The organism is Tenacibaculum jejuense, from assembly GCF_900198195.1.
Lineage (GTDB): Bacteria > Bacteroidota > Bacteroidia > Flavobacteriales > Flavobacteriaceae > Polaribacter > Polaribacter jejuensis.
Genome location: NZ_LT899436.1, coordinates 3,580,744 through 3,606,008, shown reverse-complemented (window position 1 = coordinate 3,606,008; position 25,265 = coordinate 3,580,744). Strand labels below are relative to the sequence as shown.

The following is a 25,265-nucleotide window of genomic DNA, read 5'->3' as shown; positions in this document are numbered from 1 at the left end:
GAATAAATACTTAAAAAATAATTTTTAATAATTAATTGATATGAAAATTTTGATAGTCGTTCTATCGATTCTATTTAGTTTAATAGAAGTTAAAGCACAAAGTAAGAATACTTTTAAAAAAGATACAACAACTTATTATGTACTAGCTACAAATGGATTGAATTATAGAGCAAAACCTTGGGGGAAAATATTAGGTAAACTAGCACCTCTAACTAAAGTAAAAATCACAGAACGCACAGGTAACCTTAGTAGTGTAAAAGTAAACTCTAATTATATTGAGGGTGAATGGGTTGGTGTAAAAATTACCGAAAACTCAGATACAGTTTATGTTTTTGATGGTTTTTTAACTAAGCTTCAAAAAAGGGTAGAACCTAAGTTATATGACTTTCAGAGCTATCATATAAAAGAAACAAATCAATATTTTGGATTTATTCCTTTAACAGATGATGCATCTTTATATCAGTATAAAACAGGAGAAATTATTCAAAAGGAATTTTTAGGAGAAAACGAAGCTAGGCGTAACATAATTAAAGGAAATTACAGAAAAATATTTCTCTTTAAACTAGGAATTAAAGAATCAGATTTTATTTACATATATAATTATTTTCAGGATAAAACTTTAAAAATTAAAGTGAAAGATTTAACTATAGTAGCAGAACCAAATCCTTATGGTGTAAGTGATAATGTAGATGAATGGGAATATATTATAGGATTTAGTATGCGTAATAAAATAGCAGCAAAAGAGACAGATGTTTATTACAGGTCTTTTGTGGGAATAGGTAGTCAGAACCCATTTGCAAAAGGAAAATTAATTCCTTTGATTTGGAATAAAGTTGATAAAAGAAAGTATTCGCAAGAGACTATTGAGATTATAGAATCACTTGAAAAAAATAAAATGGAGAGTATTGAGATTTTTGAATTTCACTACAAACATTATACTTATTTCTTAAGAATACAAAAAAATAAAGAGAGGTATTTTCAAGATCCATTAATTACAATAGTTACTGATAATAAAATAGTTAAAACATTAGTAATGGGAGGAGGAGAAGGAAGTTCACCTACGCCATTAACATTCAAAGAATCAAAACAATATTTAATGCAATGGACTGGTGTTTTATTGAAAAATAGAAATCCAGTGATTTTTGGCTTATCTTATCAATCATTTGGTTGTGAAGGAATTCATTTTCTAAATGAAAAAGAAAAAAGTATTTATGTTTTATGTGATAATAGACATTAGATAATTAATTAAAGATAAATATTAATAAAATAGAAATTACACTAATGCAAAATACTATTTTGATATTACTTTTAACACTTGTCTTTTCTTTAAAAGCACAAGAAAAAAAAGGATTATTTAATATCTACAATGTTCAAACCTATGAAAAAAATAATAAGGAAAATTACTTTATAATTTTATCAGATGGAATTGATTGGAAAGAAATTGAAGAAATGGATTTAAAAGAAACATTGACTCCAAAATCTAGAAAAAAAGTTCTTGAAAAAATAGGTATTAAAGAGTTCGATAGTGTATTTATTTATAGTTTTATCATAAATGAAATAATTACATTTAAAGTTAAAGATTTATCTATAATAACCAGAGAAGATGCTTATGGAGGATATGATTATATAGCTTTTGATTTAAAAAATAAAGTTAAAAAAGGAGAGCTAGATAATTATGTAGAATCGTATGTTTTTATAGGTGATCAAGATCCTTTTAATAAAGGAGGCATGAAACCAATTATTTGGAAGAAGATAAAAAAAGATAAATTTCCTACAGTAAAAGCTTTGGCTACAGATTTTAATAAACCATTTTTATTTAATAAAACAGATACATTACAATATTATAGTTTTATAAATAAGGATTACACATATTACTTGAAAATAAAAGACAAAGAAGATATGTATAACAAAGTTTTTCATTTGATAATTAAACAAAAAGAGAAAATAGTTTATAATGGTTTTTTTCATGGTAGCGAAGGAGCAACACCAGCTCCGTTGGCTTTTCAACAGAAGGATAATAGCCAACATTATGAGCAATGGACAGGTAAATTATTTAAAAATAAACCACCAGTAATACTAGGGTTTATGTATTATTCATTCAATTGTAATAGTATAGAATTTTTAGAACCATCGTGTAACAGATTATGGGTGAAATGTGATGCTAGGCATTAAGATTATTATTGCAAAAATGAATTGCTACAAGAAAATAAAAGAATTGAAATGGTCAAATTTTAAATATTATCACTGTTCTTATTTTATAATGATAGTAAAAATTACTATGTAATTATGATACTAAATAAAAGGAGAAGTATTGTAGTGTAACTTTTAGAAGTAGTTTTAAATTGTAAAGAAAATGAAAAAAATATTACTTGTGTTAATTTTTTCAACCACGTTATCGTGTTTAGGTAAAATCAAAGAAGAAGAAAAAGTAGATAGAGAAAATAAAAAAGAATATGTAGCTTTTATAAAAGAAATACTATCCAAACGAAATACTTTTAAACAAGAGTACATAGCTTCAAGTCCTGAAGAGAAGAAGATTATTTTACAAAAAGCCAGATTGTATTTAGTAAGTAGTATCGGAACAGAATTGTTTCCGTATTGGTACGGTACAAAATGGGATTTTAATGGAACTACTAGAATTCCAAAACAAGGTAAAATTGCATGCGGATATTTCATCACTAATATTTTAACAGATGTTGGGTTTGATATCCCAAGGGTGAAATGGGCACAGTCTGCATCAGAAGTCTTTATTAAAAGATTAGCCAAAAATAAGATCAAGCGATTTGTAAATAAGCCGATAGAAAATATAGAAAAGTATCTTGTAAATTCAGGAGATGGTTTGTATTTGGTGGGTTTAGATTCACACACAGGTTTTATCTACGTAAATAAAAATAAAGTCCGTTTTATACATGCTGATTATTACGAACCAGAAAAAGGTGTAGTTTCAGAAAAATTAAATTCTTACAGTCCAATAGCATATTCAAAGTACAGAGTGATAGGAAAGTTAATGTCAGATGAAATGATAGAATCCTGGATTATGAATAAAAGAATATCTTAAAATAATTTATTTGAGAAATTTATACTATTATTATTCTAACATAAGAATAGTAAGATGAACGATTATTACGACAATGAAACATTTAAAAAAGTAGCTTTTACAAATGATCAAATAAGCAGATCAGATTTTGATTTTTGTATATTTGAGAATTGCGATTTTTCGGATATGCATATTGTAAATTCAGAGTTTTTAGAATGTGAATTTATCGATTGTAATTTGAGCAATACAAGATTGAAAGAGAGTAGTTTTAAAGAAGTCCATTTTTATAGTTCAAAATTATTAGGAATTAAATTCTACGAAATAGATCCTTTTTTACTGAAGATAAATTTTACTGATTGTCAAGTTGATTATTCTTCTTTTTATCAGTTAAAAATGCAAAATTTTCAATTTGTAAATTGTAGTGTGAAAGAAGTAGATTTTACTGAAGCAAATCTTCAGTTTAGTTACTTTGATGATTGTGATTTACTTGGGTCAATTTTTGAAGCTTCAGATTTAAGAAATGTAAATTTCAAAACTGCGCGTAACTTTTCTATCGATTTAGAGTCTAATAGAGTAGAAAAAGCAATTTTTTCAAAAGATAATGTTGCTAATTTGCTAGAAAAGTATAAAATCAAAATTGTTTCATAAATTGGATATAAACTCCATCATTTCAACTTTTTTTATTTCTATCATAATCTTGTTTTTTATAACAGGTGTAATGTATACGATGAATCAAAAAAAGAAAACAATGCATTTGCTTTCTGAAGAGCCATTAATAAATTCATTTGCCAATGTTGAAATAAAAAATATTGAATCTATCAAGAGAAGTTTTTGGATTGGTAATGTGAAGTTGTTTAAAAATTATATTCTAATACAAAGTAAGTTTAATTACGATGTAATTCAATTAAATACCAACTTAGAAAATAATTTAAAATTCAAAATTTTGTATCAATCTTCTTCACTAGAAAACAAAACCATTAAAATCATTGGAACCAAAAACAGGCTATTTGAAAAGAGTTCTATTCAATTAAAAATTAAATTTGATAGTGAATCAGATTCAAAAATGGTCTATTCATTTTTAAATCAGGGATAAAAATCAGATTTTTGCATTAATGTCTAAAAGAATAGAAGAAAATCTAGAGAAAATTCCAATAGTAAATTGGCTCGTTAAAATCGGAAAAGAAATTAAAATTCCCGGTTTAGAAGGCTTATCCTTATACGATGTTATCGAAATGTATATTATCGGAATTGTTAAAGGAGCATTAACGACTAGAGCAGGAGGAATTGCTTTTAGTTTCTTTATGGCAATTTTTCCATTCTTATTATTCATTCTAACCTTAATTCCATACATACCTGTTGACGGTTTTCAAGAAGGATTATTCGATTTAATTCGAGAAGGTTTACCACCAAAAACGTTCGATGCTGTAGATGGAGTAATTAAAGATATTTTAAATAACCAATACGGGGGGTTATTATCGTTTGGTTTTTTGACCTCTATTTTCTTAATGACCAATGGTGTAAATGCCATTTTTGGAGGTTTTGAGTATTCGTATCATGTTCAGGAATTTAGAAATGTATTTAAAACATATATCGTTTCTCTAGGTGTATCACTTTTAATGTCTTTCTTTTTAATTATTGTAGTTTGTTTGGTTGTATTATATCAAATAGCATTATCTAGAATAGATGAAATTGGTTGGTTCGATACAAGCGAGTTAAACTTATTTTATTTAGGAAGAGGTTTTATTTTCTTAGTTATGATTTACACAATTGTGTATTTATTATTCAGATACGGAACAAAACAAGGAAGAACAGTAAAGTTCTTTTCAGCAGGAGCTTTTTTAACTACAGTAGTGTCTTTATTTACATTTTATCTTTTTGGAATTTATGTATTAGAATTCGCTAAATACAATCAACTTTATGGATCTATAGGAACATTATTAATTTTAATGCTATTCGTTTGGTTAAATGCGATAGTGTTGCTTTTAGGATTCGAATTAAACGCTTCTATCTATCAATTAAAACGTAGAAATAAAACTTCATAATCCGCCGATAAATTCGGATATTTGCAGGCTTAAAACGAAGTAATTAAAGAATTAAATAGCATATTCTATATGAAACCAGGAATTCCAAAAGGAACAAGAGACTTTTCATCAACAGAAGTAGCCAGAAGAAATTTTATTTTTAATACAATAAGATATGCTTTTGAGTTGCATGGTTTTCAGCCAATTGAAACACCAAGTTTTGAAAATTCATCAACCTTAATGGGGAAATATGGAGAAGAAGGTGATCGCTTGATTTTTAAAATTTTAAACTCAGGAGATTATTTGAATAAGGTTGATAATGAATTGTTAGCTTCAAAAAACAGCACAAAAGTAACTTCAAAAATTTCAGAGAAAGCTTTGCGTTACGATTTAACTGTACCATTTGCGCGTTATGTAGTGCAACATCAAAATGAAATTACATTTCCATTTAAAAGATATCAAATACAACCAGTTTGGAGAGCAGACCGTCCTCAAAAAGGAAGATTTAGAGAGTTTTATCAATGCGATGCAGATGTAGTTGGTAGTGATTCTTTATGGCAAGAAGTAGAGTTTGTTCAACTTTACGATGCAGTTTTTAGTAAGTTAAATGTAAAAGGAACGACTATCAAAATCAATAACCGAAAAATACTTTCAGGTATTGCAGAAGTTATTGGAGCAAAAGATAAGTTAATTGATTTTACAGTTGCTTTAGATAAACTTGATAAAATTGGTAAAGACGGAGTGATAAAAGAGATGCTTTCTAAGGAAATTTCTGAAGAAGCTATCGAAAAAGTACAGCCGTTATTTGATTTTACAGGTAGTAATACAGACAAGTTGGCATCTCTAAAAGCGATGTTGTCAGATTCTGAAGAAGGGTTAAAAGGAGTTGAAGAGTTAACTTTTGTGATTAATCACATTGCTGAGTTAGGTTTACAAACAGCAACTTTAGAGTTAGATGTTACTTTAGCCAGAGGTTTAAATTATTACACCGGAGCAATTTTTGAAGTTGCAGCACCAAAAGAAGTAAAGATTGGCTCTATCGGAGGAGGAGGAAGATACGATGATTTGACCGGGATATTTGGCTTGAAAGACGTTAGTGGAGTAGGGATTTCCTTTGGTTTAGATCGTATTTACCTAGTTATGGATGAATTAGGGCTTTTTGAAACCGTAGCTTTACCCAAACCTAAAGTTTTATTTTTAAATTTTGACGAAGATGAAAATTTGGTTAAAATGAAAGCAATTAACGAGTTAAGAGCTAACGGAATTAAAACAGAATTATATCCAGATGTGGCTTCAAGTAACAATCAACAGAAGAAACAATGGAAATATGTAGATAAAAGAGGCATAGAGTTTGTAGTAACCTCTATAAAAGATGGTAAGTTTAAGTTCAAAAACACTCAAAACAGAGAAGAAAATGATCTTACTATCAAGGAAATAATAAAAAAAGTACAATAAAAACAACTTTTTGTTTTATCTTTACATAAAAACATTAAACAAAAAGTTATGTTCGAGATCCACAATAATATGACAGACGAAAGAATAGACGAAATAGGAGAAAACCACATCGGTACATCTGCTAAGACACCATTGCGTGCTGATGCTTTTGATATTTCGGACGAAGAGAAGATAGAAAAGATCCAAGAAAGTGTAAAAGATATTTTAATCACTTTAGGAATGGATTTGACCGACGATAGTTTAAGTGGTACACCTAAACGTGTAGCTAAAGCTTTTGTAAATGAGTTGTTTATGGGGCTAAATCCTAAAAATAGACCTAAGGCATCTACTTTTGACAATAATTACAACTACGGAGAAATGTTGGTAGAAAAAAACATTATAGTTTATTCTACTTGTGAACATCATTTATTGCCTATAGTTGGTAGAGCTCATGTAGCTTATATTTCAGATGGAAAAGTAATTGGTTTATCTAAAATGAACCGTATTGTAGATTATTTTGCCAAAAGACCACAAGTTCAAGAGCGTTTAACAATGCAAGTAGTTCAAGCAATGCAAGAAGCATTAGGTACAGAAGACGTAGCATGTGTTATAGATGCAAAACATCTATGTGTAAATTCTCGTGGAATTAAAGATATTGAAAGCTCTACAGTTACCGCAGAATTTGGAGGGAAATTTAAAAATAAAGATACTAAAAGAGAGTTTTTAGATTATATTAAAATGGATACACCTTTCGATTAACAAACCAATCGAAGTTTACTATAAATATGAAGTGCGGTGAAAGCCGCACTTTTTAAATTAAAAAAATCCAGTAAAATTTTACTGGATTTTTTAGTTTAAATAAAATAGCAATTAATTATATAATCAGAAACTATGGTTAGGATAGTTTGTGATGTGTTTTTATTTCTTTAGGCAATTTCCCCACATTTATTAGGATACTTAGATGTATTGATTTGTAGCTTTTCTCTTTCTAATATTTCAATTTTTTTTAAATCTTTGATGTTACTCATGATCTATAATTTTACTGTTACTATTCTTATGTTCATGAAAGAATTTAAATGTTACCAATAAAAAAGAAAAAAATGAAATAAATTTTAAAATATAAAAATGCAGTACAGTCTAGATTTATTTTACCAACCTAAATAGTAGTCTTTATCTAACCATTCAGGACATTCGAGTTCATATTGTTCTCTCATAATATGTTCAGTAACACAAAATGCTCCTTCAACCCATCCTTGTTGATCAGAGTAGGCTTCACCAGTAATAAAAATACGCTCTTCTTGCTTTGGTTGTCTTATATATGGCATTACTTCCCAAACTTTATAACTATTTTTCCAAGCGTGGTAACCACCACCATAAGGATCTTTAGTCCAATCTTTGTAAGCAGAAGTATAAGGTGCAGGTACATTAATATTTGGTCCGTGTAATTCTTCTACTTGACTCATAACTTCATCAACCATAACTTTACTCGCATGTTCATAATTAGGATAAATGGTATTTTTAGCTCTAACTAATTTAGTTTCTCTAGTTTGAAATTTTTCTCCTTCTTCTAATGCTTGCCAAAAGCTAACAGTTCGCATATCATTGTAACTTGCTAAAAATAGAGAGTGTGAATTTTTAGGATCTACACCAAAATAATAACACTGCCTCATGGGCAAGTCGGTGATAGATTCACCAGCCATTGCTCCTAAATCTTTTTTCCACCAAGGTTCTTCAAATCCTAACAAGATTTTAACTGAAGGTTCTGGTATAACTGAATTTAAATTATTGTGGAGTTTATGTTGTTTTTCAGCATTGAAAAAGAAGTTGTCTTGATCTAATAATTCTAAAGATCGCTTAGGCATTCCTAGAATTATATCCTTAGCTTCAACTTCCCAATATTCTTCTTTTTCTAAGTTATAGAATTTTAATATATATTTATACTTACTTGATTTTTTAGGGTTTTTCTTAAATGTTTTAAGCTTGTTTTTTGTGTAAATACTACCTCCTTTTTGAATAAAATCATCTCCTAAACAAGTTAGAATTTGATCGTAACCGCCATCAATAGTTTTATATTTTACTGCATCACTAGCAAAATCACCCACCATATAAGGAAAAGCTTCAGCTGCATTCCAGTTTATAGTATTAGAATAGTAACCGCCAGCCTGAGCTAAAAATTCATAACATTCTTGCGATGATCTATCTTTTAGTAAGTTCCAAAATCCAATTTCATATACTTTTAGTCCGTTATAGGGTCCTTCAAATCTATATGTAAGTTCTTTCTTTACTCTATTCCATTCTTCTCTCGGATTAGGATTTTCTTGAATTTGTTTAAGAGAGTATCCATCTGCTAGCAATACTTCACTAATAATTTCTGTGAAAATATCATCTGAACTTTTTCCTTCAAAACGTTCTTCAACAAAGTATCGAGTTTTAAAGTTTTCACCAGTTATTTTTGCTTGATCAAACCTATTCGCAAAAAATCTTTGTTTTCTCAAATAATATAAGTGATGATTGGCATCTCCCATAGGGAAATCTATAGGATTCAGTCCATATTGAGTTGAGAAAACATCTTCAATTAAAGCAGTTACAATTTTTTGTTCAGTCATATATCTCATACCCCCAAGTTCACCAACAACATTCATTCCTGGTAATTTAATAGATTCTAATCTTCCTCCAATACGATCACTCATTTCAAAAATAGCAACATCAAGATCGAGTTTTTTTCCTTTCTTATTAGTTCCGTTTAAAAGACGATATCCAGAATATAAACCAGATGCACCAGCTCCTATTATAGCAACATCTAACTGTAATCGTTTAACTTCTTCAGTAATAAACTTATTACTTACTTCACCACGAACTACAGGCCATTGAATTTTAAATGGAGAAATGTCAAATTTCGTTTTACCCTTTAAGGCGATATCAGACAGGATTTTTCCTAAAAGAGGAATAAATTTAGCAGCCCACCCACCAGTATATACAACAATATTTTTATGATTATGAACCCAATTAGGTAATGTATCTAGCATTAATTCTTTATTGTTATTGTTTAGTGTTATTAAACAAGTAGAAGTAAATTCAGGTGTGTCACTTAGACCTTTCATGTGGTTTTTAACCCAATTAGAGTTTAGTTGTAAACTCTTTTCGTTTGGAATTCCTGACCTTTCTGATGGATCTTTAATAATTTGATCAGGAATATCAGGTGCAACTCTAATGTATCCAGGATTTGCCCAATTTTCTTCAGGAAATCCATAAAATAGACTTGTATTTTGAGGTTCTTGAAAAACAAACCAAGTTGGTAATTTAATGTCTTCTGTTTTTTTGTAATATGCTGAAGACATTTCCCAAATATCTACATTAACTGAAAGGCCGAAGTGTTTTAAGATATCATTAATGTAAGCACCAGGAGTAATCACTAATTTTTCTGTAGAATACGTGTTTTCAGAAGTTGATACTGTTATAATTCCAGTATTTAAAGATTCAATATTGGTAACTTTTGTAAACTCAAGTAAATCGATATTTTTTGCTTTATCAGCGATATTAAATAACGCTTTCAATGTAGCTTTCAAGTCAATAATCCCTCCCTGGTCCTGAAAAAAACCATAATAGTCTTTTGGTAATTTTTTGAAAGGAAAATCTTTTTCGATTTCTTTAGCTTTTAATTTAGTGTATGGAATGTTTAATTCATCCATTACTTCCATTGCAGCTTTAATTCCTCCTTCTTGTGAGCTTATGTTTGGGTCTCCAAACCATAATGAACCTACTTTTTCAATCAGTGTATCTTTGGTTGTTTTTTGAAGTTCATCCCAATATGGAATAGTATCCAAAGCAAGTTGAGCCATATATTTTTGAGCATACTGAACTCTAAATTGCCTCGATAATCCTGCAGAGCTTCCCTTGTCATTAAAAAAAGAAAATTGTTCGAGTACCAGAACATTTTTCTTTGTCTTAGCAAGTTCGGCAGCTGTTGCTAATCCCATGGCACCACCACCAATAATGATAATATCATATTCAGTTTTCATTGTTTATAATTTTAATAGTTGTATTAATTGATATATTTAAAAGTAGCTGTTTTTTTAAGCGAAGATTTCTTTTAAGTTTTAGTCGTATGATATTTGGTTATAAGCGTATTCTTTATACGTGGATTACAAAGTAAAATAGATATAATTAGGTAGTTAATTGCTTATAAGACAATTCTTTTTGTTATTGTTGAATTGTTATATTTGGAAAAAATAATTGTCAACTTTTAAAAATTTTAATTATGAAAAAACTATGTTTTTTAGCACTAGCTTTATGTGTTAGTGTTTATTTTACCTCATGTAGTAGTGATTCTTCACCAACAGCAGGAAACGAGGAAGTAGCAGAACAACAGAACGCATTAGAGGATAATAAAACTCCTGTTTCTACAATAGAAAACGGTATTGTTATTAGTGGAGCTACAAAAGAGTCAGGTACACCTCCAGCTCCAAATAGTGATCTCGATTTTCAAATTAATTCAGATTTGAAAACAGGTTTTCAAGGTTCAGGTTTTGATATTAAGTTTACTTCTACAGATAATGTAGCGGGAGCTTATGTACAGTTTAAGGATAGTGAAGGAAATCCAACAAATACATTTTTTGATATTCCAGCTTCGTCATTTTCTAGCAGAATGGTAGATGGAACTTCTAATTTTAAAAGTATCTTTAAAAAATCAGATCATAGAATTTCTTCGCGTATGCAAGAAGAAACAACAATTAATGTTGATTTACAAAACTCTGTTCCAGCTGGTGAATTTTGCTATGATATATGCATTTATGACAGTAATAATAACATCAGTAGAATCGAAACGGTTTGTGTAACTATTGAAGCTTGGGGTGGAAATGCATCTATTGTTGGAGAATGGGTTCCTGAAGATGATGAAGATGCAGATGTGGAAATGGTTATATGTGACAACGGAAGTTCGGTTTCTGTAGACTTCGATGCTTTAACGCAATCGTTAGGTTACATCAGTTTCAATCAAGACGGAAGTTTCTTTGAATCTTTAAAAGGAGAATATGCTACTTTAGATTACAGTAGTACAAAAGAAACTTGTACTCCTGTCTTTGATGAAGTAGTAAAAGAAGAATATAGAGCTGATGGTAATTGGGCTTACAATGAAGACGATAATTCGTTAACGGTTGTTTTCTTTAGTTTTACTGATTTTATAGATGGAGGAAATTCTGAAACGTATAATTTTGGAAATGTTGCAATTGATGGTTTGTTTGTAAAAGAAGTGACTTCCGATAGATTGGTATTAGAGTTTGGAGATGATTTTATTGGAACTATAGAACTTGTTTTAAAAAGAAGGTAAAAAAAAATTATTCAATATAAATGAAGAGCGTCTATAAAAATAGACGCTCTTTTTATTTTAATCTTTGTTAGATTAAGTACGTTATCCTACAGTACAAACTCCGTTGATAACACCTCCGTAACATCTAGATCCTGGAAAGGCTCCTTTAGATGCTCTAGATGGAAATGAACAGTCGTTAGTTCTTACTCCGTTAATTATGATTTCTCCTCCTTCAAGGATGTAGTTTGAACTAGAAGCACAAACAGAAGGTCCGAAAGGTCCAAAACCTCCATTAATATTTTGTTGCTCAGTTTTGTTTAAAGATTTTCCTAGATTTAAGATTGATTTTTTCATAATATTTTGAATTTTTAAGTTTATTTTCCTTGATCATTTTAAGACATTCAAGGTGTATGTCTATTGTCGCGAAAATTTCTTTATTGTTTTATAAAACGTTTTATGCCTTTACCTTTTTCAGTTTCTATAGCCACTACATAAAGTCCATTACTTAACTTAGAGATATTTATTTCTTTACTTTTAAAACTATGCATTACTTGTTTTCCTTGTAAGTTGTAGATGGCTACTTTTTTAACTTTTCCGTCAAACTTTACGTTTAAGATGTTATTAACCGGGTTAGGGTATAAGTTAAAATTATAAATAGTTTCATCGTTTACACTAGCAGTAGCTCTACAATTACTGCTATATCTTGCAGTAGCATCTTTTGCCCAAGTTCCAGGAACTGTGAAATTTTCATCTATCTGAATACAAAGCAAATTAGGATTATTATTTGCTCTCATATCAATAAAATTACTGTTATTGCCATTTCCTATATTTAGTGTAGTTAAATTATTACCATCACAGAATAAAGTATTTAATTTAAGTTTGTCAGATAAATCAAGACTGGTTAAATTATTATCACCACAACCTAATCTTTCTAAGTTTGGGTTATTTGAAATATCAATTGTACTTAGCGTATTACTCTTGAAAAATAACTGCTTTAATAAAGGGTTGTTGGTTACATCTATAGAGCTTAAAGAATTGTTACTACACCATAAAACTTCTAAATTAGGATTGTTAGAAACATCTATATTGGTTAGTGTATTTGTTCCACAACTCAATACTTTTAAATTAGGATTATTGGCTACGTTTAACTCTGTTAAAGAATTATTTACGCAACCTATTTGCAGAAGAGCAGGATTTTGAGTAATATCTAAGTCACCTATAGGATTGTTTGAAGGTTGAAAAAGTAAGAGTTTAGGATTGTTAGTTACATCTATACTTGTAAGTTGATTGTCATTACAAAATAGGATATCTAATTCGCTATTATTACTCACATCTAAGCTTTCTAGTTTATTTTCTTGACAGCTCAGAGAAGCCAATTCGGTATTTTGTGAAACATCTAAATTTAATAGCTCATTATTAATACAATTTAATACGACTAAATCTTTGTTGTTAGTAACATTTATAGAAGTGATTTTATTGTTATTGCATTGTATATTAGATAGTTTTGTGTTTTGAGAAAGATCTAAATAAGTTAAATCATTATTATCACATATTAATATTTGGATATCTTTAAAAGCTTCTATTCCAGTCAAATCTGAGATGCCTTTATCACTAAGATCTAATAGGACGCCTCTAAAAGCCAAAACTTCAGTACATTGTATTTCACTATCTTCGTTTAAGTCAATTTTATCACTGTTGTTTAATAGTGCATTTTTGAAATTTGCATCAGGAATGTCAACCGTACAAGAACAATCGTTGCTGTAAAAAGCTGTTTCAGGTTTTCGCCAATTATTTGGAGGTGTAAAACCGTTGTCTATTTGAATACAATTTAATTTTGAATTAGCTGTTTCTAGCCAAATTGTATTTAAACTGTTATTAAATCCATTAGCTAAGTTGATAGAGAATAACAAAGGACTATGTGAAATCCATACTTCTTCTAAAGAAGTATTTGTAGATAAGTCTAAAGATGTTAAGTTACTTCCTCTAATTTGTAATCTATTAAGTCTTGAATTGTTGCTTAAATCTAATGCTGTAATTTCATTAGAAGAACAGTCTAGGTATGATAACCATACATTTTGACTTAAATCAACATTAGGTAAATTATTAAATGAATAATCTAAAGAAGATAAATTTACATTTTGTGAAACATCTAATAAATTAAGATTATTACTATTACAAGATAAGGATGTTAAACTACGATTATTAGATACATCTATACTTGTTAATTCATTACGACTTAATGTAAGTTGATTTAAATTCAAATTATTAGATACATCTAAACTTTGTAAGTTATTATCAGAGCAACGAAAATTGATTAAAGAAGTATTATTGGTCAGATCAATACTATTCAGTTGATTTGAGGAGCATGATATACTTTTTAATTGTAGGTTTTTAGAAATATCAATATCGATTAACTCATTATAAGAACATGATAAATATTCTAATTTTGTGTTATGAGACATATCTAAAGCTTGTAACTGGTTACCATCACATTCAAGTCTTGTAATGTTTACAAAACTTTCAATCCCAGATAAATCAGCTATAGAATTATTGTCAATATTTAAAGTTTCAGTAAGATTTTCAGCTTCATAACATTGTATTTCACCATCATTGTTGATGTCAATAATAGGAGAATGATTTAATAATGCATTCTTAAAGTTTTGATCAGGTAAAGTTACATTACAGTTACAATTTGAACCATAACTTGTATTAACGTCTTTATTCCAAATATTATTATTTGGCACTGTAAAATTAGCGTCTATTTGTACACAAAATAATCCAGTATTCTCAATAGAAGAGAAAGAACTTACATTATTGTTATTACCATTAGAAATATCTAATGCTGTAAGACTATTTCTAGCACAATCTATATGTGTTAGTACAGAGTTAAAAGAAAGATCTAATGATGTTAAGTTATTATCAGCACAACCAAGAGTTGTTAATTTAATATTTTTGCTAACATCTAAAGTGTTTAATTCGTTAGCGTAGCACCATAATACTTCAAGATTAATGTTATTACTGACGTCTAAAGAAGTTATCTTGTTACTATAGCATTCTAGACTTTTTAATGAAATGTTTTGAGATATATCTATAGTTTCTATACTATTTAAATGACACCATATATATTCTAATTTTGTGTTTTTTGAAGTATTTAAAGAAGTTATAGAGTTTTCTGTACAGTCTAATAAAGTTATATTAACAAAGGCTTCGATTCCTGTAAGATCTAAAATACGTTTATTTGAAATAGACATTCTTCCAGTTAAATTTTCTGCTTCAGAACACTGAATTTCTCCATCATTATTACTATCTATAATAGGAGAATGATTTAGTAAAGCATTTTTAAAATTTTGGTCAGGAATATTTACAATAGTATTGCATTGTGCAAAAAAAGGAATGTATATCATAAACGATATAGTAACTAGAAGTAATTTTTTTTTCATCTAATTTTTGGATTATTTACATAGTTCTTTTGTCTTATCAAAGGTAGAATTTGGGACTTAGAGGAAAAAGATATTTGGGTTTATAAAAGCAAAAAAGGGTATGCTTTTTATAAAAAGGTGTATGGAATTCTAGCTGAAATAATATAAAACTATAAAATATAAAAGAAGTTTTTTTGGTTTAAAGTGTTGTTTTGTATAGGGTTATGAATTGTTTTTGGTGTAGCGATGTGTAGAGAAACAAAAAAACACATGTAATTAAAGTTAAAATGAAAAATAACTTCAATTACATATGTCTTTTTATAAAATGACATGTTATTTGAATCTGATTTTTTGAATTTCAGATGTCTTTTAATTCATGTTAACGAGTTGGAATCTTAATTATATATTCCTTTTTACTATTGTTGTTTAATTTAGTTTCTCTTAACCAAGGATTCACTAATTTTAATTCTTTATAAGTAATATTATATTGTTTAGCAAAGTCAGCTAAATCAGGAATAGGGTAGTCGACCAATATTTCTTTTACTTCAGGAAAAGTGTACAAATCTTCTTGATCGAATAAAAAACCATATTTTTTTGGGTTAGACATGATTTCTTTTAAAGCAAGGATTCTAAAAACATATCTCCCAGTTTCAGGGTTTAATAAAAGATCATAATAACTTGTTACTTTTTGTTCTTTCAAACGGGTTGAAATTCTACCACTCCCAGCATTATAAGCTGCTGCGGCTAATGTCCAACTACCAAATTTATTTTTAGCTTTCTTTAAATATTCAGCAGCAACTTTTGTAGATAATTCTAAATTATAACGCTCATCTACATTGCTGTTTACTTCGAGTCCATATTCTTTTCCAGTTCTAGGCATAAAATGCCAGTAACCAGCGGCTCCTTTGTATGAGGGAACTTGAATTAAAGCACTTTCAGCAACGCATAAATATTTAAAATCGTCAGGTAAACCATGTTTTTTGAGTAATGGTTCAAGTAAAGGAAAAAATTTATTAGCTCTTTTCATTAATAGAAGACCATTAGATTGCCAATATGTGTTAACTAACAATTCACGATCTAAACGTTCCTGTATGTCGAGTTGATCTAAAGGTACAGCTTCACCTGCAAATTCCATTTTTTTAGGAAGTTTGATAGCTTTCACTTCATAAAGATGACTAACGTTTTTTTCTGTTTTTACTATTGTTGAATCTTTTAATGATTCAATTTGTTTGGTATTATTTGTTTTAGCATTGCTTAAATTTAATAGTAAAAAAGAAATACTTAAAAAAGAAAGGACGTAAAAGATGCGTAATAATTTTACCTGCATAAATATGTTTATATTTTAATTAAAAGTGAAATTAATACTCGCATTTTTCAGCCAAAATTTTAGAAATAGTTTTAGCTTTATTTAAAATCATAATGTGAGTACCATTATCCACTTCTATAGCGTTTTTAATATGTTTAATTGGAAATACTTCATCTTTATTTCCATGAATATGAACAATGTCTTCTAGTTCGTAATCTTGCTGCCAATTCAAAACATTATGAATTGCCCACTCCAAATAATCTGCATTACGGATTGATAAATACATTTTATATAATTCTGCTCTTTTCTTTAAATAATCTCCAAAGAACAGATGTTCATAATCTTCAATGTTTTCGACTATTTTAGTCGGAAACAATTTGTAAGCCTTAGTTTTTTGAGCAAGTTTTAATCTGGTTGGTAATTCTTTATTACTTTTCATACTAGAAATAATAATCACCTTTTTACAGTCTTTTTGTTTGCTCATTTCTTGTACCATAACTCCTCCAAAAGAAACGCCTACCAAAATTGGGTTATCATGCTTTATAGATTCGCACATGCGTTTAGCATAACTCTCTATGGTTTCTTCAACAGATAAAGGCAAAATCCATTCCAAAAAATGGGTTTCAAAATTTTCTTTCGGTAAATCTAAGTACTCAAATATTTTCGTGTTTGCAGCTAAACCTGGAACGAAATACAAATGAGTTTTTTCCATATCGTTTTTTATTCAAAGAATTTCTTTTTTAATAAAATACCTTCTATATATTCATGTAAGTCAATTAATTCGTCAGGAACATCATCGTTCCATAATCGAATTGTAACTTGTTTACCATCATGTAAAATATGAGTTGAAGCCAAATCCATTATTTTAGGATTATCGTAAACATCATTAAAAGAAGAAAATTTCTTTTTGTTTAATTTGTTATTTATTGTTTCTAATTCTTTTTCAGTTAGTTGGAATTCTTTTTTACCTTTTTGTAATACATATTGTTTCCCATTATATGAAACAATACCTTGTTTGTCAATAGTAATATCGTAGGTAGGACAGTCTCCAAAACACCCAGTTTTTCTCATAGATAACAAAGTGTTTTCTTCTTTTTTGATAAGATCTTCAACTACATTTTCAGCATTTACTTTTACCGTTTTAAATTCACTAGAATTTCCAAGAGCATTTAACCAAAAATCATATTTGTCATTTGGTATTTCAACAACTGCAATTTTTGACGTTCCATTATCAAAAACCTTCTTTTTCCATTGAACACCACTATTTTTTAAGAACTCCTTAGTTTTATCTTCTCGTTTAGGATCATTTAGAACCAACACTAATTGTCTATTGTAAAGATTTACTTCGATTTCTTTTTTATCAACGCTAGGTGGAGCTACTTCGTGAGTCTCTTTTTCTGAATTCGATTCAGTTTTATTGGTATCTCCTTTCGGAGCGCCACAACTTAAAGCGAATAAAAAAACAGATAGAAAAAATATTTTCATAATGTTATATTGAGGTGTTTTTTGATTTTATGTGGAAACAATTTAATGAATAACTTCCGTATCAACAAAATCAAAACGAACTAATCCGTCTTCATCAATTTTCGTTAGCTTTACATTATGAATAGTATTAACTAATTCAGGGTTCCAAGGTGCTTTTACTTTCACATAGTTTTCAGTAAAACCATGAATGTATCCTTCTTTGTTTTCACCTTCGAATAAAACAGATAATGTATTCCCTATCTGACTCTCGTAGAAAGCTCTACGTTTTTTTACAGAAAGTCCACGTAACATTTTACTACGTTTGGCTCTAACATTTTTTGGCACTACACCATCCATTTCAACAGCTTCTGTATTCGCTCTTTCAGAATAGGTAAATACGTGTAAATAAGAAATTTCTAATTCAGATAAATAATTATATGTTTCTAAGAAAAGTTCATCAGTTTCTCCAGGAAAACCAACAATTACATCTACACCAATACAAGCATGTGGCATTACTTCACGTATTTTAGCAACACGATTGGTGTATACTTTACGTAAGTAACGACGTTTCATTTTCTTTAGTAATTCATCACTACCAGATTGTAAAGGAATATGAAAGTGAGGTACAAAAGTATCTGATTTAGAAACAAATTCTATTGTTTCATCTTTCAATAGGTTTGGTTCGATTGATGAAATGCGTAATCTGTGAATTCCTTCAACTTTATCTAATGCTTGAACTAATTCTAAAAATGTGTGTTCGTGTTTTTTATTTCCGAATTCTCCCTTACCGTAGTCACCAATATTTACTCCAGTAAGTACAATTTCTTTAATTCCTCTTTCAGAAATTTCTTTAGCATTTTTTAAAACGTTTTCTAAAGTATCGCTTCTAGAAATTCCTCTAGCTAAGGGAATGGTACAATAAGTACACTTATAATCACATCCGTCTTGTACTTTTAAGAAAGCACGAGTTCTGTCTCCAATTGAATAAGAACCAACATAAAAATCAGCATCTTCTATTTCACATGAATGAACTTCTCCGACATCATTTTTTGTTAAATCATTGATGTAACTAGTTACATTAAATTTTTCAGTAGCACCCAAAACTAGGTCAACACCATCTACAGCTGCTAATTCTTCAGGCTTTAATTGCGCATAACAACCTACAGCAATTAAAAAAGCTTCGTCATTTTGTTTAAGTGCAGACTTAACAATTGTCTTAAATCGCTTGTCTGCATTATCTGTTACAGAGCAAGTGTTAATTACATATATATCAGCTTTTTCTTCAAATTCAACGCGTTCAAAACCTTCGTTAACAAAGTTTCTAGCGATAGTAGAAGTTTCAGAGAAATTTAGTTTACAACCTAATGTGTAAAAAGCTACTTTTTTTTCCGCATTCATTCTTGTACATTTAACCGATTGCAAAAGTACAATATTGAAAATGATTTTTGAAACTGAAAGACTAGAAGTTAGATATCTAAAATTAGAAGATATAGAAGGATATTATAAATTACAAAGTGATCCTTTAGTTTTAAAATATGCTACAGGAGAAGTTGATACTTATGAAGGTGTTCAGCAGAATTTAAAAGAAGTAATAGCTAAATATACATTGCCGAATAATGATTTTTGGATTTATGCAATTGAAGATAAAAAAACTAAGAATTTTTTAGGAACAGTTGCGCTAGTTAAAGATGAACAAAATGAAGATGAAATAGGATATCGATTTATTAGAGAGTATTGGGGGAATGGATTTGGATATGAAATTTGTGAAGGATTAATAGTATATGCTAAACAAATAAAAATGACAAAGCTGATTGGTAATGTTGTAAATGAAAACATAGCCTCAGCCAAAATTTTAGAAAAATTAAATTTTAAACCAGTGCATCAATTTGTTAGTAAAGACATTGGCTTACCTGAAACTAAATACGAATTAAAATTATGATAGCGAAAATTTTCACAGCACCATATTACGCAGTAATATTCACAACAATATTAACTGATAATATAGAAGGATATCAAGAAATGGCAGAGAAGATGGATAATTTAGCTAAAGAACAAGAAGGGTATTTAGGTATAGAATCTGCCCGAAGTGAAATTGGTATTACAGTGTCGTATTGGAAAAGTTTAGAAGCTATATCTAAATGGAAAAATAATGTAGAACATACATATGCTAGGGAAATGGGACGACAAAAATGGTATCAACAATACCAATTACGAATATGTAAAGTAGAACGAGAATATGGTTTTGAGAAATAGTTTTATACTATTATTATGTGTGTTTTTAGGATCTTGTAAGAATGAATCTTCTAAGTTTAAAGATGATCAAGTATTTCGTTATAATGAGCATTCTAATATTTCTTCTTTAGATCCGGCTTTTGCAAAAGATCAGCCTAATATATGGGGAGTTCATCAGTTATTTAATGGTTTAGTGCAATTAAATGATAGTTTAAAAGTAAAACCAGACATAGCAAAGAGTTGGACTATAACTGAAGATGGATTAACGTATACATTTATATTACGAAACGATGTTTATTTTCATAAACATAAACTTTTTGGTGATCGTAAAACAAGAAAAGTAGTAGCTAAAGATTTTGAGTATTCATTTCGTAGATTATTAGATGAAAAAGTTGCTTCTCCAGGTAGATGGGTTTTACAACATGTAGATAATTTAAAAGCAATAAATGATTCCATATTTAAAATAGAATTAAAACAACCTTTCCCACCTTTTTTAGGTTTGTTAAGTATGAAGTATTGCTCAGTAGTTCCTGAGGAAGCTATAGATTTTTTTAAAAATGATTTTAGGTCAAATCCTATAGGAACAGGACCTTTTCAATTCAAATTATGGGTAGAAAATACCAAGTTAGTTTTAAGAAAAAACGAAAAATATTTTGAAAAAGATAAAGAAGGAAATTCTTTGCCGTATTTAGAAGCAGTAGCTGTTACTTTTTTACCTGATAAACAAAATGAGTTTTTACAGTTTATTCAAGGGAATATTGACTTTATGAAAAGTTTAGATGCTTCTTATAAAGATGAAATTTTAGCTACAGATGGTACTTTACAAGAAAAATATAAAGCTAAAGTAAATATGCAAAAAGGGGCATATTTAAATACAGAGTATTTAGGAGTTTACATGGATGTAGCAGATGAGTATCCCACAAAATCAAGGTTAATTAGAAAAGCAATTAATTATGGTTTTGATAGAGTAAAAATGATGAAATTTTTACGTAATAATATTGGGGAACCAGCTATTCATGGTTTTATTCCTAAAGGATTACCATCGTTTTCAGGAATTAAAGGTTATACATATCAACCTGAAAAAGCGAAACAACTTGTAAATGATTTTAAAAAGTCTACAGGGAAAAAAGAAGTAATAATAACAATTACTACAAATAGTAATTATTTAGATTTATGTGAATTCATTCAACGAGAATTACAAAATATAGGTTTAGATGTTAAAGTAGAAGTGATTTTACCGTCTACTTTACGACAAGGAAAAGCCAATGGTAAACTTCCTATATTTAGAGCTAGTTGGATAGCAGATTATCCTGATGCAGAAAACTATTTATCACTGTTCTACAGTAAAAATTTCACTCCTAATGGACCAAATTATACACATTTTAAAAATCAGGCATTTGATTCTTTGTATCAATTAGCAATCAAAGAAACGAATACTATTCATCGCTATCGTTTATATCAAGAAATGGATAGCATTATAATTAAAGAATCACCAGTGATACCATTATATTATGATGAGGTAATTCGGTTTTCAAGAAAGAATGTGAAAAATTTAGGTATAAACCCAATTGATTTATTGAGTTTAAAACAGGTGAGAAAAGAATAATTTTAAATAAATGTTTTTTTAACGTTGTTTTTGTTAAATTTTTAAAAAATTAAGTTAAAATAAAACAGTTTTGTCTTTTTTGTTGGTTTTGAAAGTAAATTATTTTTAAAGGATTGATTTTGATATTTTTAGAATAAGTTAACCTTTCAAAATTAAAACAAAATGAAAAAAATCTACGTTGTTGTAGTGCTATTTCTAGCATTACAAGTAAGTTACTCCCAAAACTCAACTAAAGATTTAAGTGTTTTAGATCAACACTTTAAATCTCTTCAAAAAAAGAGCGAAAATAATTCTTCAGATTTTAAAGAATGGAAAGTAACAAGTACAGCTTCGTCACTTAAAAAAGGACTTACGCATTATTATGTTACTCAGTATCATAAAGGGATACCTATTGTTAATGCTACTTCAAATTTGTCGGTATTTAATAGTAAAATTAATTTCGAAAAGAATCAGTTTATTACTGGTTTAGCTGCTAAAATTCCTCAAAATAGAGGAAGGCAAATACGAGAAGACGCAGCTATTAACACTGTGATCCGTGCTCATAACTTGAAGCCTGCGCAACGACTAGTAAAAACGATAAGTCGTTCTTCAGAAGGAGATAGTTTTAGTAAATATTTAAACACAGGTAATACTCAAGATAATGAACCTATAACTGTAAAGAAAGTATATGTTTCTCATAAAGGGAAATTGCATTTGTGTTGGAATGTAACTCTTTATGAAGAAGGAGGTCAAAATTGGTGGAATAGTTTTGTTGATGTTTCATCAAATACCATTATTACTGAAGATAACTGGGTAATCTCATGTAACTTTGGAGATCATGATCATACGCACGTTTTAAAACACAGAGAGCATAAAGAAGAAGAAAATCATGTAATGGCTCCATATGCAAAAACTTCTATGATGTTTGCTCCAGATTCTTACAATGTATATCCAATGCCTTTAATTAACCCTGATGATGGAGGTAGAAGTATAGTTGTTGATCCTGCTAACACAACCGCATCTCCTTTCGGATGGCATGATACGAATGGAGCAAATGGAGCAGAGTTCACTATTACCAGAGGAAATAACGTTTGGGCACAAGAAGATGCCAATGGAAACAATGGAACTGGAGCTTCACCTAATGGAGGTTCAGGATTAGATTTTGATTTTCCAGTAAATTTGAATCAAGCTCCTAGTTCATATAGAAGTGCTTCTACAACAAATTTATTTTATTGGAACAACATTATGCATGATGTTTGGTATCAATATGGTTTCGATGAAGCTAGTGGTAATTTTCAAGAAAATAATTATGGAAGAGGTGGTGCAGGAAGTGATTCTGTAAATGCAGATTCTCAAGATGGAAGTGGAACTAATAATGCAAACTTTGGTACACCACCAGATGGAAGTAACCCAAGAATGCAAATGTTTTTATGGAATAGAACAAATCCAGGAAGAGATGGATCTTTTGATAATATTATAATAGCTCATGAATATGGACATGGTATTTCCACGCGATTAGTTGGAGGAAGAAATTCCAATGTTCTTGGAGGTTCTGAGCAAATGGGAGAAGGTTGGTCTGATTGGTTTGGATTAATGCTCACAATGAAAGCAGGTGATCAAGGAACAGATAGAAGAGGAGTTGGAACATATGTTTTAGGGCAAGGTTTAGATGGATTAGGAATTAGACCAACAGTGTATTCTACAGACAGATCGATAAACGATACAGATTATGCTGATATAGGAGGTTTAGCTAGACCGCATGGAGTTGGGTATGCTTTTGCAACTATTTTATGGGATATGACTTGGTTACTGATAGACCAAGAAGGTTTTGATCCTGATTTTTATAATGGTACTGGTGGTAATAATATTGCAATGGCTCTAGTTATAGAAGGATTAAAAAATACAGCAGCAAATCCTGGTTTTGTTTCTGGACGTGATGGAATTTTACAAGCAGATCAAGATTTATACGGAGGACAGTATAGCTGTTTAATTTGGAAAGCTTTTGCTGAAAGAGGAGTAGGTGAAGGAGCTAATGAAAATAATAACGGAGGTTCAAACGGTCAAACAGACCAAACAGTTTCATTTACAAATCCATGTGATGGAGGTAATCCAAATCCAGGAGGAGATGAGTGTTCAGGAGAAATAACAAACTTTCCATTCAGTGAGAGTTTTGAAACTAATTTTGGAGACTGGACAAACGCGACAACTGGTGATGATATAGATTTTACAAGAGATGCTAATGGTACACCTTCTAATAATACAGGACCAAGTTCAGCAGCAGATGGAAATACATATATTTATGTAGAAGCTTCTGGAAATGGTACAGGTTTTCCTAATAAAAGAGCAGTTTTAAATTCACCGTGTTTAAATTTTAGTACGTTAACTAACCCTAGTCTTTCTTTTGAATATCATATGTTTGGAAGTACGATAAATTCATTAACAGTTGAAGCTAGAGCAAATAATGGTGAATGGGTGTCTGTATTTACAGAAACTGGAAATCAAGGAAATACATGGCAATCAGCTAATATCGATTTAAGTAGTTATGCAGGAGAAGCTAAAGCTCAAGTACGTTTTATAGTAGTTACAGGTTCTGGTAATCAAGGTTGGCAAAGTGATATAGCTTTAGATGCAATTACGATTGGAGAAAATACTGGAGGTAACCCAGATCCTGGGTGTACTTCGTTAAACTTTAATGATTTTACTATAACTCCTTTTTCTAATCAAGATTCAGCAGGTGATTTTTCTATCGGATCCAGTGGAGCTTCGTTAACGTTAACAAATAATACATGGAAATTCATTCCTTTAGATTACACGGTAACACCAAATACAGTAATAGAGTTTGAATTTAGTAGTACTTCTCAAGGTGAAATTCACGCAATTGGTTTTGAAGATGATAATACATTAACAGCTACACGTTATTTTAAAGTACATGGAACGCAGAATTATGGAATTACAAATTTTGATAATTACACAAGTGGAACAACAACCTATGTAATTCCTGTTGGAGATTCTTATACCGGAACAATGGATCGCTTAGTCTTTATTAACGATAATGATGGTGGTTCAGGAAATAATTCAACTTTTACAAATGTTAGAATTTATGAAGGTAGCTGTAGTAGTTCTTCTGCAGTAGTTACAAATGATTTTGGTACTAGAGTTGATATTCTAGGAGATGAAGATGAAGGGATTTTAGCTTCATTAACAATAGCTCCAAACCCAGTACAAAAAGGATATTTATTAAATTTAATAGGAGGATCAGAGAAAGACCTATCAAATACAACATATACTATTATTAATATGTTAGGTCAGGTAATTGAGCAGGCTCCTTTAAAAAATCGAAGATCTATAAATATCGATCGATTTGAATCTGGAGTTTACATGTTGAGACTTGAAAATGAATATGCATCAGATGTAAAACAGTTCATTGTTAAATAGTTTGTAGAGAACTAATTTTTTAACCTC

The 25,265-nt window shown here is 29.6% G+C and carries 20 protein-coding genes; 13 read left to right on the top strand and 7 right to left on the bottom strand.

Going from position 1 to position 25,265, the window contains the following annotated elements; all coding sequences use genetic code 11:
• Positions 1 to 40: 40 nt before the first annotated feature.
• From AQ1685_RS15660 to folE, 8 genes are all read left to right on the top strand, one after another.
• Positions 41 to 1,237: a hypothetical protein gene (locus tag AQ1685_RS15660; RefSeq protein ID WP_095073717.1), complete on the top strand. Its 1,197-nt coding sequence runs from the start codon at positions 41 to 43 to the stop codon at positions 1,235 to 1,237.
• A 44-nt stretch (positions 1,238 to 1,281) separates the two neighbouring features.
• Positions 1,282 to 2,172, top strand: a complete 891-nt coding sequence (locus AQ1685_RS15655) for a hypothetical protein (protein ID WP_095073715.1) — start codon at positions 1,282 to 1,284, stop codon at positions 2,170 to 2,172.
• Positions 2,173 to 2,353: 181 nt separating this feature from the next.
• Positions 2,354 to 3,058: a hypothetical protein gene (locus tag AQ1685_RS15650; RefSeq protein ID WP_095073714.1), complete on the top strand. Its 705-nt coding sequence runs from the start codon at positions 2,354 to 2,356 to the stop codon at positions 3,056 to 3,058.
• Between the two features lie 54 nt (positions 3,059 to 3,112).
• Positions 3,113 to 3,685 carry a pentapeptide repeat-containing protein gene (locus AQ1685_RS15645; protein ID WP_095073713.1) on the top strand — a complete coding sequence of 191 codons (573 nt, stop codon included), beginning with the start codon at positions 3,113 to 3,115 and terminating at the stop codon, positions 3,683 to 3,685.
• Positions 3,686 to 3,785: 100 nt separating this feature from the next.
• A complete protein-coding gene (locus AQ1685_RS15640; RefSeq protein WP_231970209.1) occupies positions 3,786 to 4,130 on the top strand; it encodes a hypothetical protein in 345 nt (114 codons plus the stop codon).
• A 19-nt stretch (positions 4,131 to 4,149) separates the two neighbouring features.
• Positions 4,150 to 5,079: a YihY/virulence factor BrkB family protein gene (locus AQ1685_RS15635; protein ID WP_095073710.1), complete on the top strand. Its 930-nt coding sequence runs from the start codon at positions 4,150 to 4,152 to the stop codon at positions 5,077 to 5,079.
• Positions 5,080 to 5,148: 69 nt separating this feature from the next.
• Entirely contained in the window at positions 5,149 to 6,513 is a 1,365-nt protein-coding gene (gene hisS, locus AQ1685_RS15630; RefSeq protein WP_095073708.1) for a histidine--tRNA ligase, read from the top strand.
• Between the two features lie 48 nt (positions 6,514 to 6,561).
• Positions 6,562 to 7,251, top strand: coding sequence for a GTP cyclohydrolase I FolE (gene folE, locus AQ1685_RS15625; RefSeq protein WP_095073706.1), 690 nt, complete (start codon positions 6,562 to 6,564; stop codon positions 7,249 to 7,251).
• A 389-nt stretch (positions 7,252 to 7,640) separates the two neighbouring features.
• Here folE and AQ1685_RS20540 read toward each other — a convergent pair whose 3' ends face one another.
• On the bottom strand, positions 7,641 to 10,511 hold the full coding sequence (locus AQ1685_RS20540) for an FAD-dependent oxidoreductase (protein ID WP_231970208.1): 2,871 nt from the start codon (positions 10,509 to 10,511) through the stop codon (positions 7,641 to 7,643).
• Between the two features lie 239 nt (positions 10,512 to 10,750).
• Between AQ1685_RS20540 and AQ1685_RS15610 the strand changes: the two genes are divergently transcribed.
• Positions 10,751 to 11,818 (top strand): hypothetical protein, encoded by a 1,068-nt coding sequence (locus tag AQ1685_RS15610; RefSeq protein WP_095073704.1) that lies wholly within the window; start codon positions 10,751 to 10,753, stop codon positions 11,816 to 11,818.
• Positions 11,819 to 11,899: 81 nt separating this feature from the next.
• Here AQ1685_RS15610 and AQ1685_RS15605 read toward each other — a convergent pair whose 3' ends face one another.
• From AQ1685_RS15605 to mtaB, 6 genes are all read right to left on the bottom strand, one after another.
• Positions 11,900 to 12,151, bottom strand: a complete 252-nt coding sequence (locus AQ1685_RS15605) for a hypothetical protein (RefSeq protein WP_095073703.1) — start codon at positions 12,149 to 12,151, stop codon at positions 11,900 to 11,902.
• An 80-nt stretch (positions 12,152 to 12,231) separates the two neighbouring features.
• Entirely contained in the window at positions 12,232 to 15,237 is a 3,006-nt protein-coding gene (locus AQ1685_RS15600; protein WP_095073701.1) for a T9SS type A sorting domain-containing protein, read from the bottom strand.
• 358 nt (positions 15,238 to 15,595) lie between these two features.
• Positions 15,596 to 16,543: a lytic transglycosylase domain-containing protein gene (locus AQ1685_RS15595; RefSeq protein ID WP_095073699.1), complete on the bottom strand. Its 948-nt coding sequence runs from the start codon at positions 16,541 to 16,543 to the stop codon at positions 15,596 to 15,598.
• Positions 16,544 to 16,574: 31 nt separating this feature from the next.
• The gene (locus tag AQ1685_RS15590; protein ID WP_095073697.1) at positions 16,575 to 17,234 is read right to left on the bottom strand and encodes an alpha/beta hydrolase family protein; all 660 of its coding nucleotides are present in this window, start codon (positions 17,232 to 17,234) and stop codon (positions 16,575 to 16,577) included.
• Positions 17,235 to 17,242: 8 nt separating this feature from the next.
• The gene (locus AQ1685_RS15585; RefSeq protein ID WP_095073696.1) at positions 17,243 to 18,007 is read right to left on the bottom strand and encodes a DUF6438 domain-containing protein; all 765 of its coding nucleotides are present in this window, start codon (positions 18,005 to 18,007) and stop codon (positions 17,243 to 17,245) included.
• Between the two features lie 42 nt (positions 18,008 to 18,049).
• Positions 18,050 to 19,384, bottom strand: a complete 1,335-nt coding sequence (gene mtaB / locus AQ1685_RS15580; protein ID WP_095073694.1) for a tRNA (N(6)-L-threonylcarbamoyladenosine(37)-C(2))-methylthiotransferase MtaB — start codon at positions 19,382 to 19,384, stop codon at positions 18,050 to 18,052.
• A gap of 40 nt (positions 19,385 to 19,424) precedes the next feature.
• On the opposite strand from mtaB, the gene AQ1685_RS15575 reads away from it, so the two are divergent.
• From AQ1685_RS15575 to AQ1685_RS15560, 4 genes are all read left to right on the top strand, one after another.
• Entirely contained in the window at positions 19,425 to 19,925 is a 501-nt protein-coding gene (locus AQ1685_RS15575) for a GNAT family N-acetyltransferase (RefSeq protein WP_095073692.1), read from the top strand.
• A complete protein-coding gene (locus AQ1685_RS15570; RefSeq protein WP_095073690.1) occupies positions 19,922 to 20,239 on the top strand; it encodes an antibiotic biosynthesis monooxygenase family protein in 318 nt (105 codons plus the stop codon). Before AQ1685_RS15575 ends, AQ1685_RS15570 begins: the two co-directional genes overlap by 4 nt.
• Positions 20,223 to 21,824, top strand: a complete 1,602-nt coding sequence (locus AQ1685_RS15565; RefSeq protein ID WP_095073688.1) for an ABC transporter substrate-binding protein — start codon at positions 20,223 to 20,225, stop codon at positions 21,822 to 21,824. Before AQ1685_RS15570 ends, AQ1685_RS15565 begins: the two co-directional genes overlap by 17 nt.
• Before the next feature lie 162 nt (positions 21,825 to 21,986).
• Positions 21,987 to 25,238: a M36 family metallopeptidase gene (locus tag AQ1685_RS15560; RefSeq protein WP_095073686.1), complete on the top strand. Its 3,252-nt coding sequence runs from the start codon at positions 21,987 to 21,989 to the stop codon at positions 25,236 to 25,238.
• The last annotated feature ends 27 nt before the right edge of the window (positions 25,239 to 25,265 follow it).

Excerpts from the sequence above, each read along its gene's own strand:
- AQ1685_RS15660 (WP_095073717.1), top strand. The coding sequence starts at position 41 with ATGAAAATTTTGATAGTCGTTCTATCGATTCTATTTAGTTTAATAGAA.
- AQ1685_RS15655 (WP_095073715.1), top strand. The coding sequence starts at position 1,282 with ATGCAAAATACTATTTTGATATTACTTTTAACACTTGTCTTTTCTTTA.
- AQ1685_RS15650 (WP_095073714.1), top strand. The coding sequence starts at position 2,354 with ATGAAAAAAATATTACTTGTGTTAATTTTTTCAACCACGTTATCGTGT.
- AQ1685_RS15645 (WP_095073713.1), top strand. The coding sequence starts at position 3,113 with ATGAACGATTATTACGACAATGAAACATTTAAAAAAGTAGCTTTTACA.
- AQ1685_RS15640 (WP_231970209.1), top strand. The coding sequence starts at position 3,786 with ATGCATTTGCTTTCTGAAGAGCCATTAATAAATTCATTTGCCAATGTT.
- AQ1685_RS15635 (WP_095073710.1), top strand. The coding sequence starts at position 4,150 with ATGTCTAAAAGAATAGAAGAAAATCTAGAGAAAATTCCAATAGTAAAT.
- hisS (WP_095073708.1), top strand. The coding sequence starts at position 5,149 with ATGAAACCAGGAATTCCAAAAGGAACAAGAGACTTTTCATCAACAGAA.
- folE (WP_095073706.1), top strand. The coding sequence starts at position 6,562 with ATGTTCGAGATCCACAATAATATGACAGACGAAAGAATAGACGAAATA.
- AQ1685_RS20540 (WP_231970208.1), bottom strand. The coding sequence starts at position 10,511 with ATGAAAACTGAATATGATATTATCATTATTGGTGGTGGTGCCATGGGA.
- AQ1685_RS15610 (WP_095073704.1), top strand. The coding sequence starts at position 10,751 with ATGAAAAAACTATGTTTTTTAGCACTAGCTTTATGTGTTAGTGTTTAT.
- AQ1685_RS15605 (WP_095073703.1), bottom strand. The coding sequence starts at position 12,151 with ATGAAAAAATCAATCTTAAATCTAGGAAAATCTTTAAACAAAACTGAG.
- AQ1685_RS15600 (WP_095073701.1), bottom strand. The coding sequence starts at position 15,237 with ATGAAAAAAAAATTACTTCTAGTTACTATATCGTTTATGATATACATT.
- AQ1685_RS15595 (WP_095073699.1), bottom strand. The coding sequence starts at position 16,543 with ATGCAGGTAAAATTATTACGCATCTTTTACGTCCTTTCTTTTTTAAGT.
- AQ1685_RS15590 (WP_095073697.1), bottom strand. The coding sequence starts at position 17,234 with ATGGAAAAAACTCATTTGTATTTCGTTCCAGGTTTAGCTGCAAACACG.
- AQ1685_RS15585 (WP_095073696.1), bottom strand. The coding sequence starts at position 18,007 with ATGAAAATATTTTTTCTATCTGTTTTTTTATTCGCTTTAAGTTGTGGC.
- mtaB (WP_095073694.1), bottom strand. The coding sequence starts at position 19,384 with ATGAATGCGGAAAAAAAAGTAGCTTTTTACACATTAGGTTGTAAACTA.
- AQ1685_RS15575 (WP_095073692.1), top strand. The coding sequence starts at position 19,425 with ATGATTTTTGAAACTGAAAGACTAGAAGTTAGATATCTAAAATTAGAA.
- AQ1685_RS15570 (WP_095073690.1), top strand. The coding sequence starts at position 19,922 with ATGATAGCGAAAATTTTCACAGCACCATATTACGCAGTAATATTCACA.
- AQ1685_RS15565 (WP_095073688.1), top strand. The coding sequence starts at position 20,223 with ATGGTTTTGAGAAATAGTTTTATACTATTATTATGTGTGTTTTTAGGA.
- AQ1685_RS15560 (WP_095073686.1), top strand. The coding sequence starts at position 21,987 with ATGAAAAAAATCTACGTTGTTGTAGTGCTATTTCTAGCATTACAAGTA.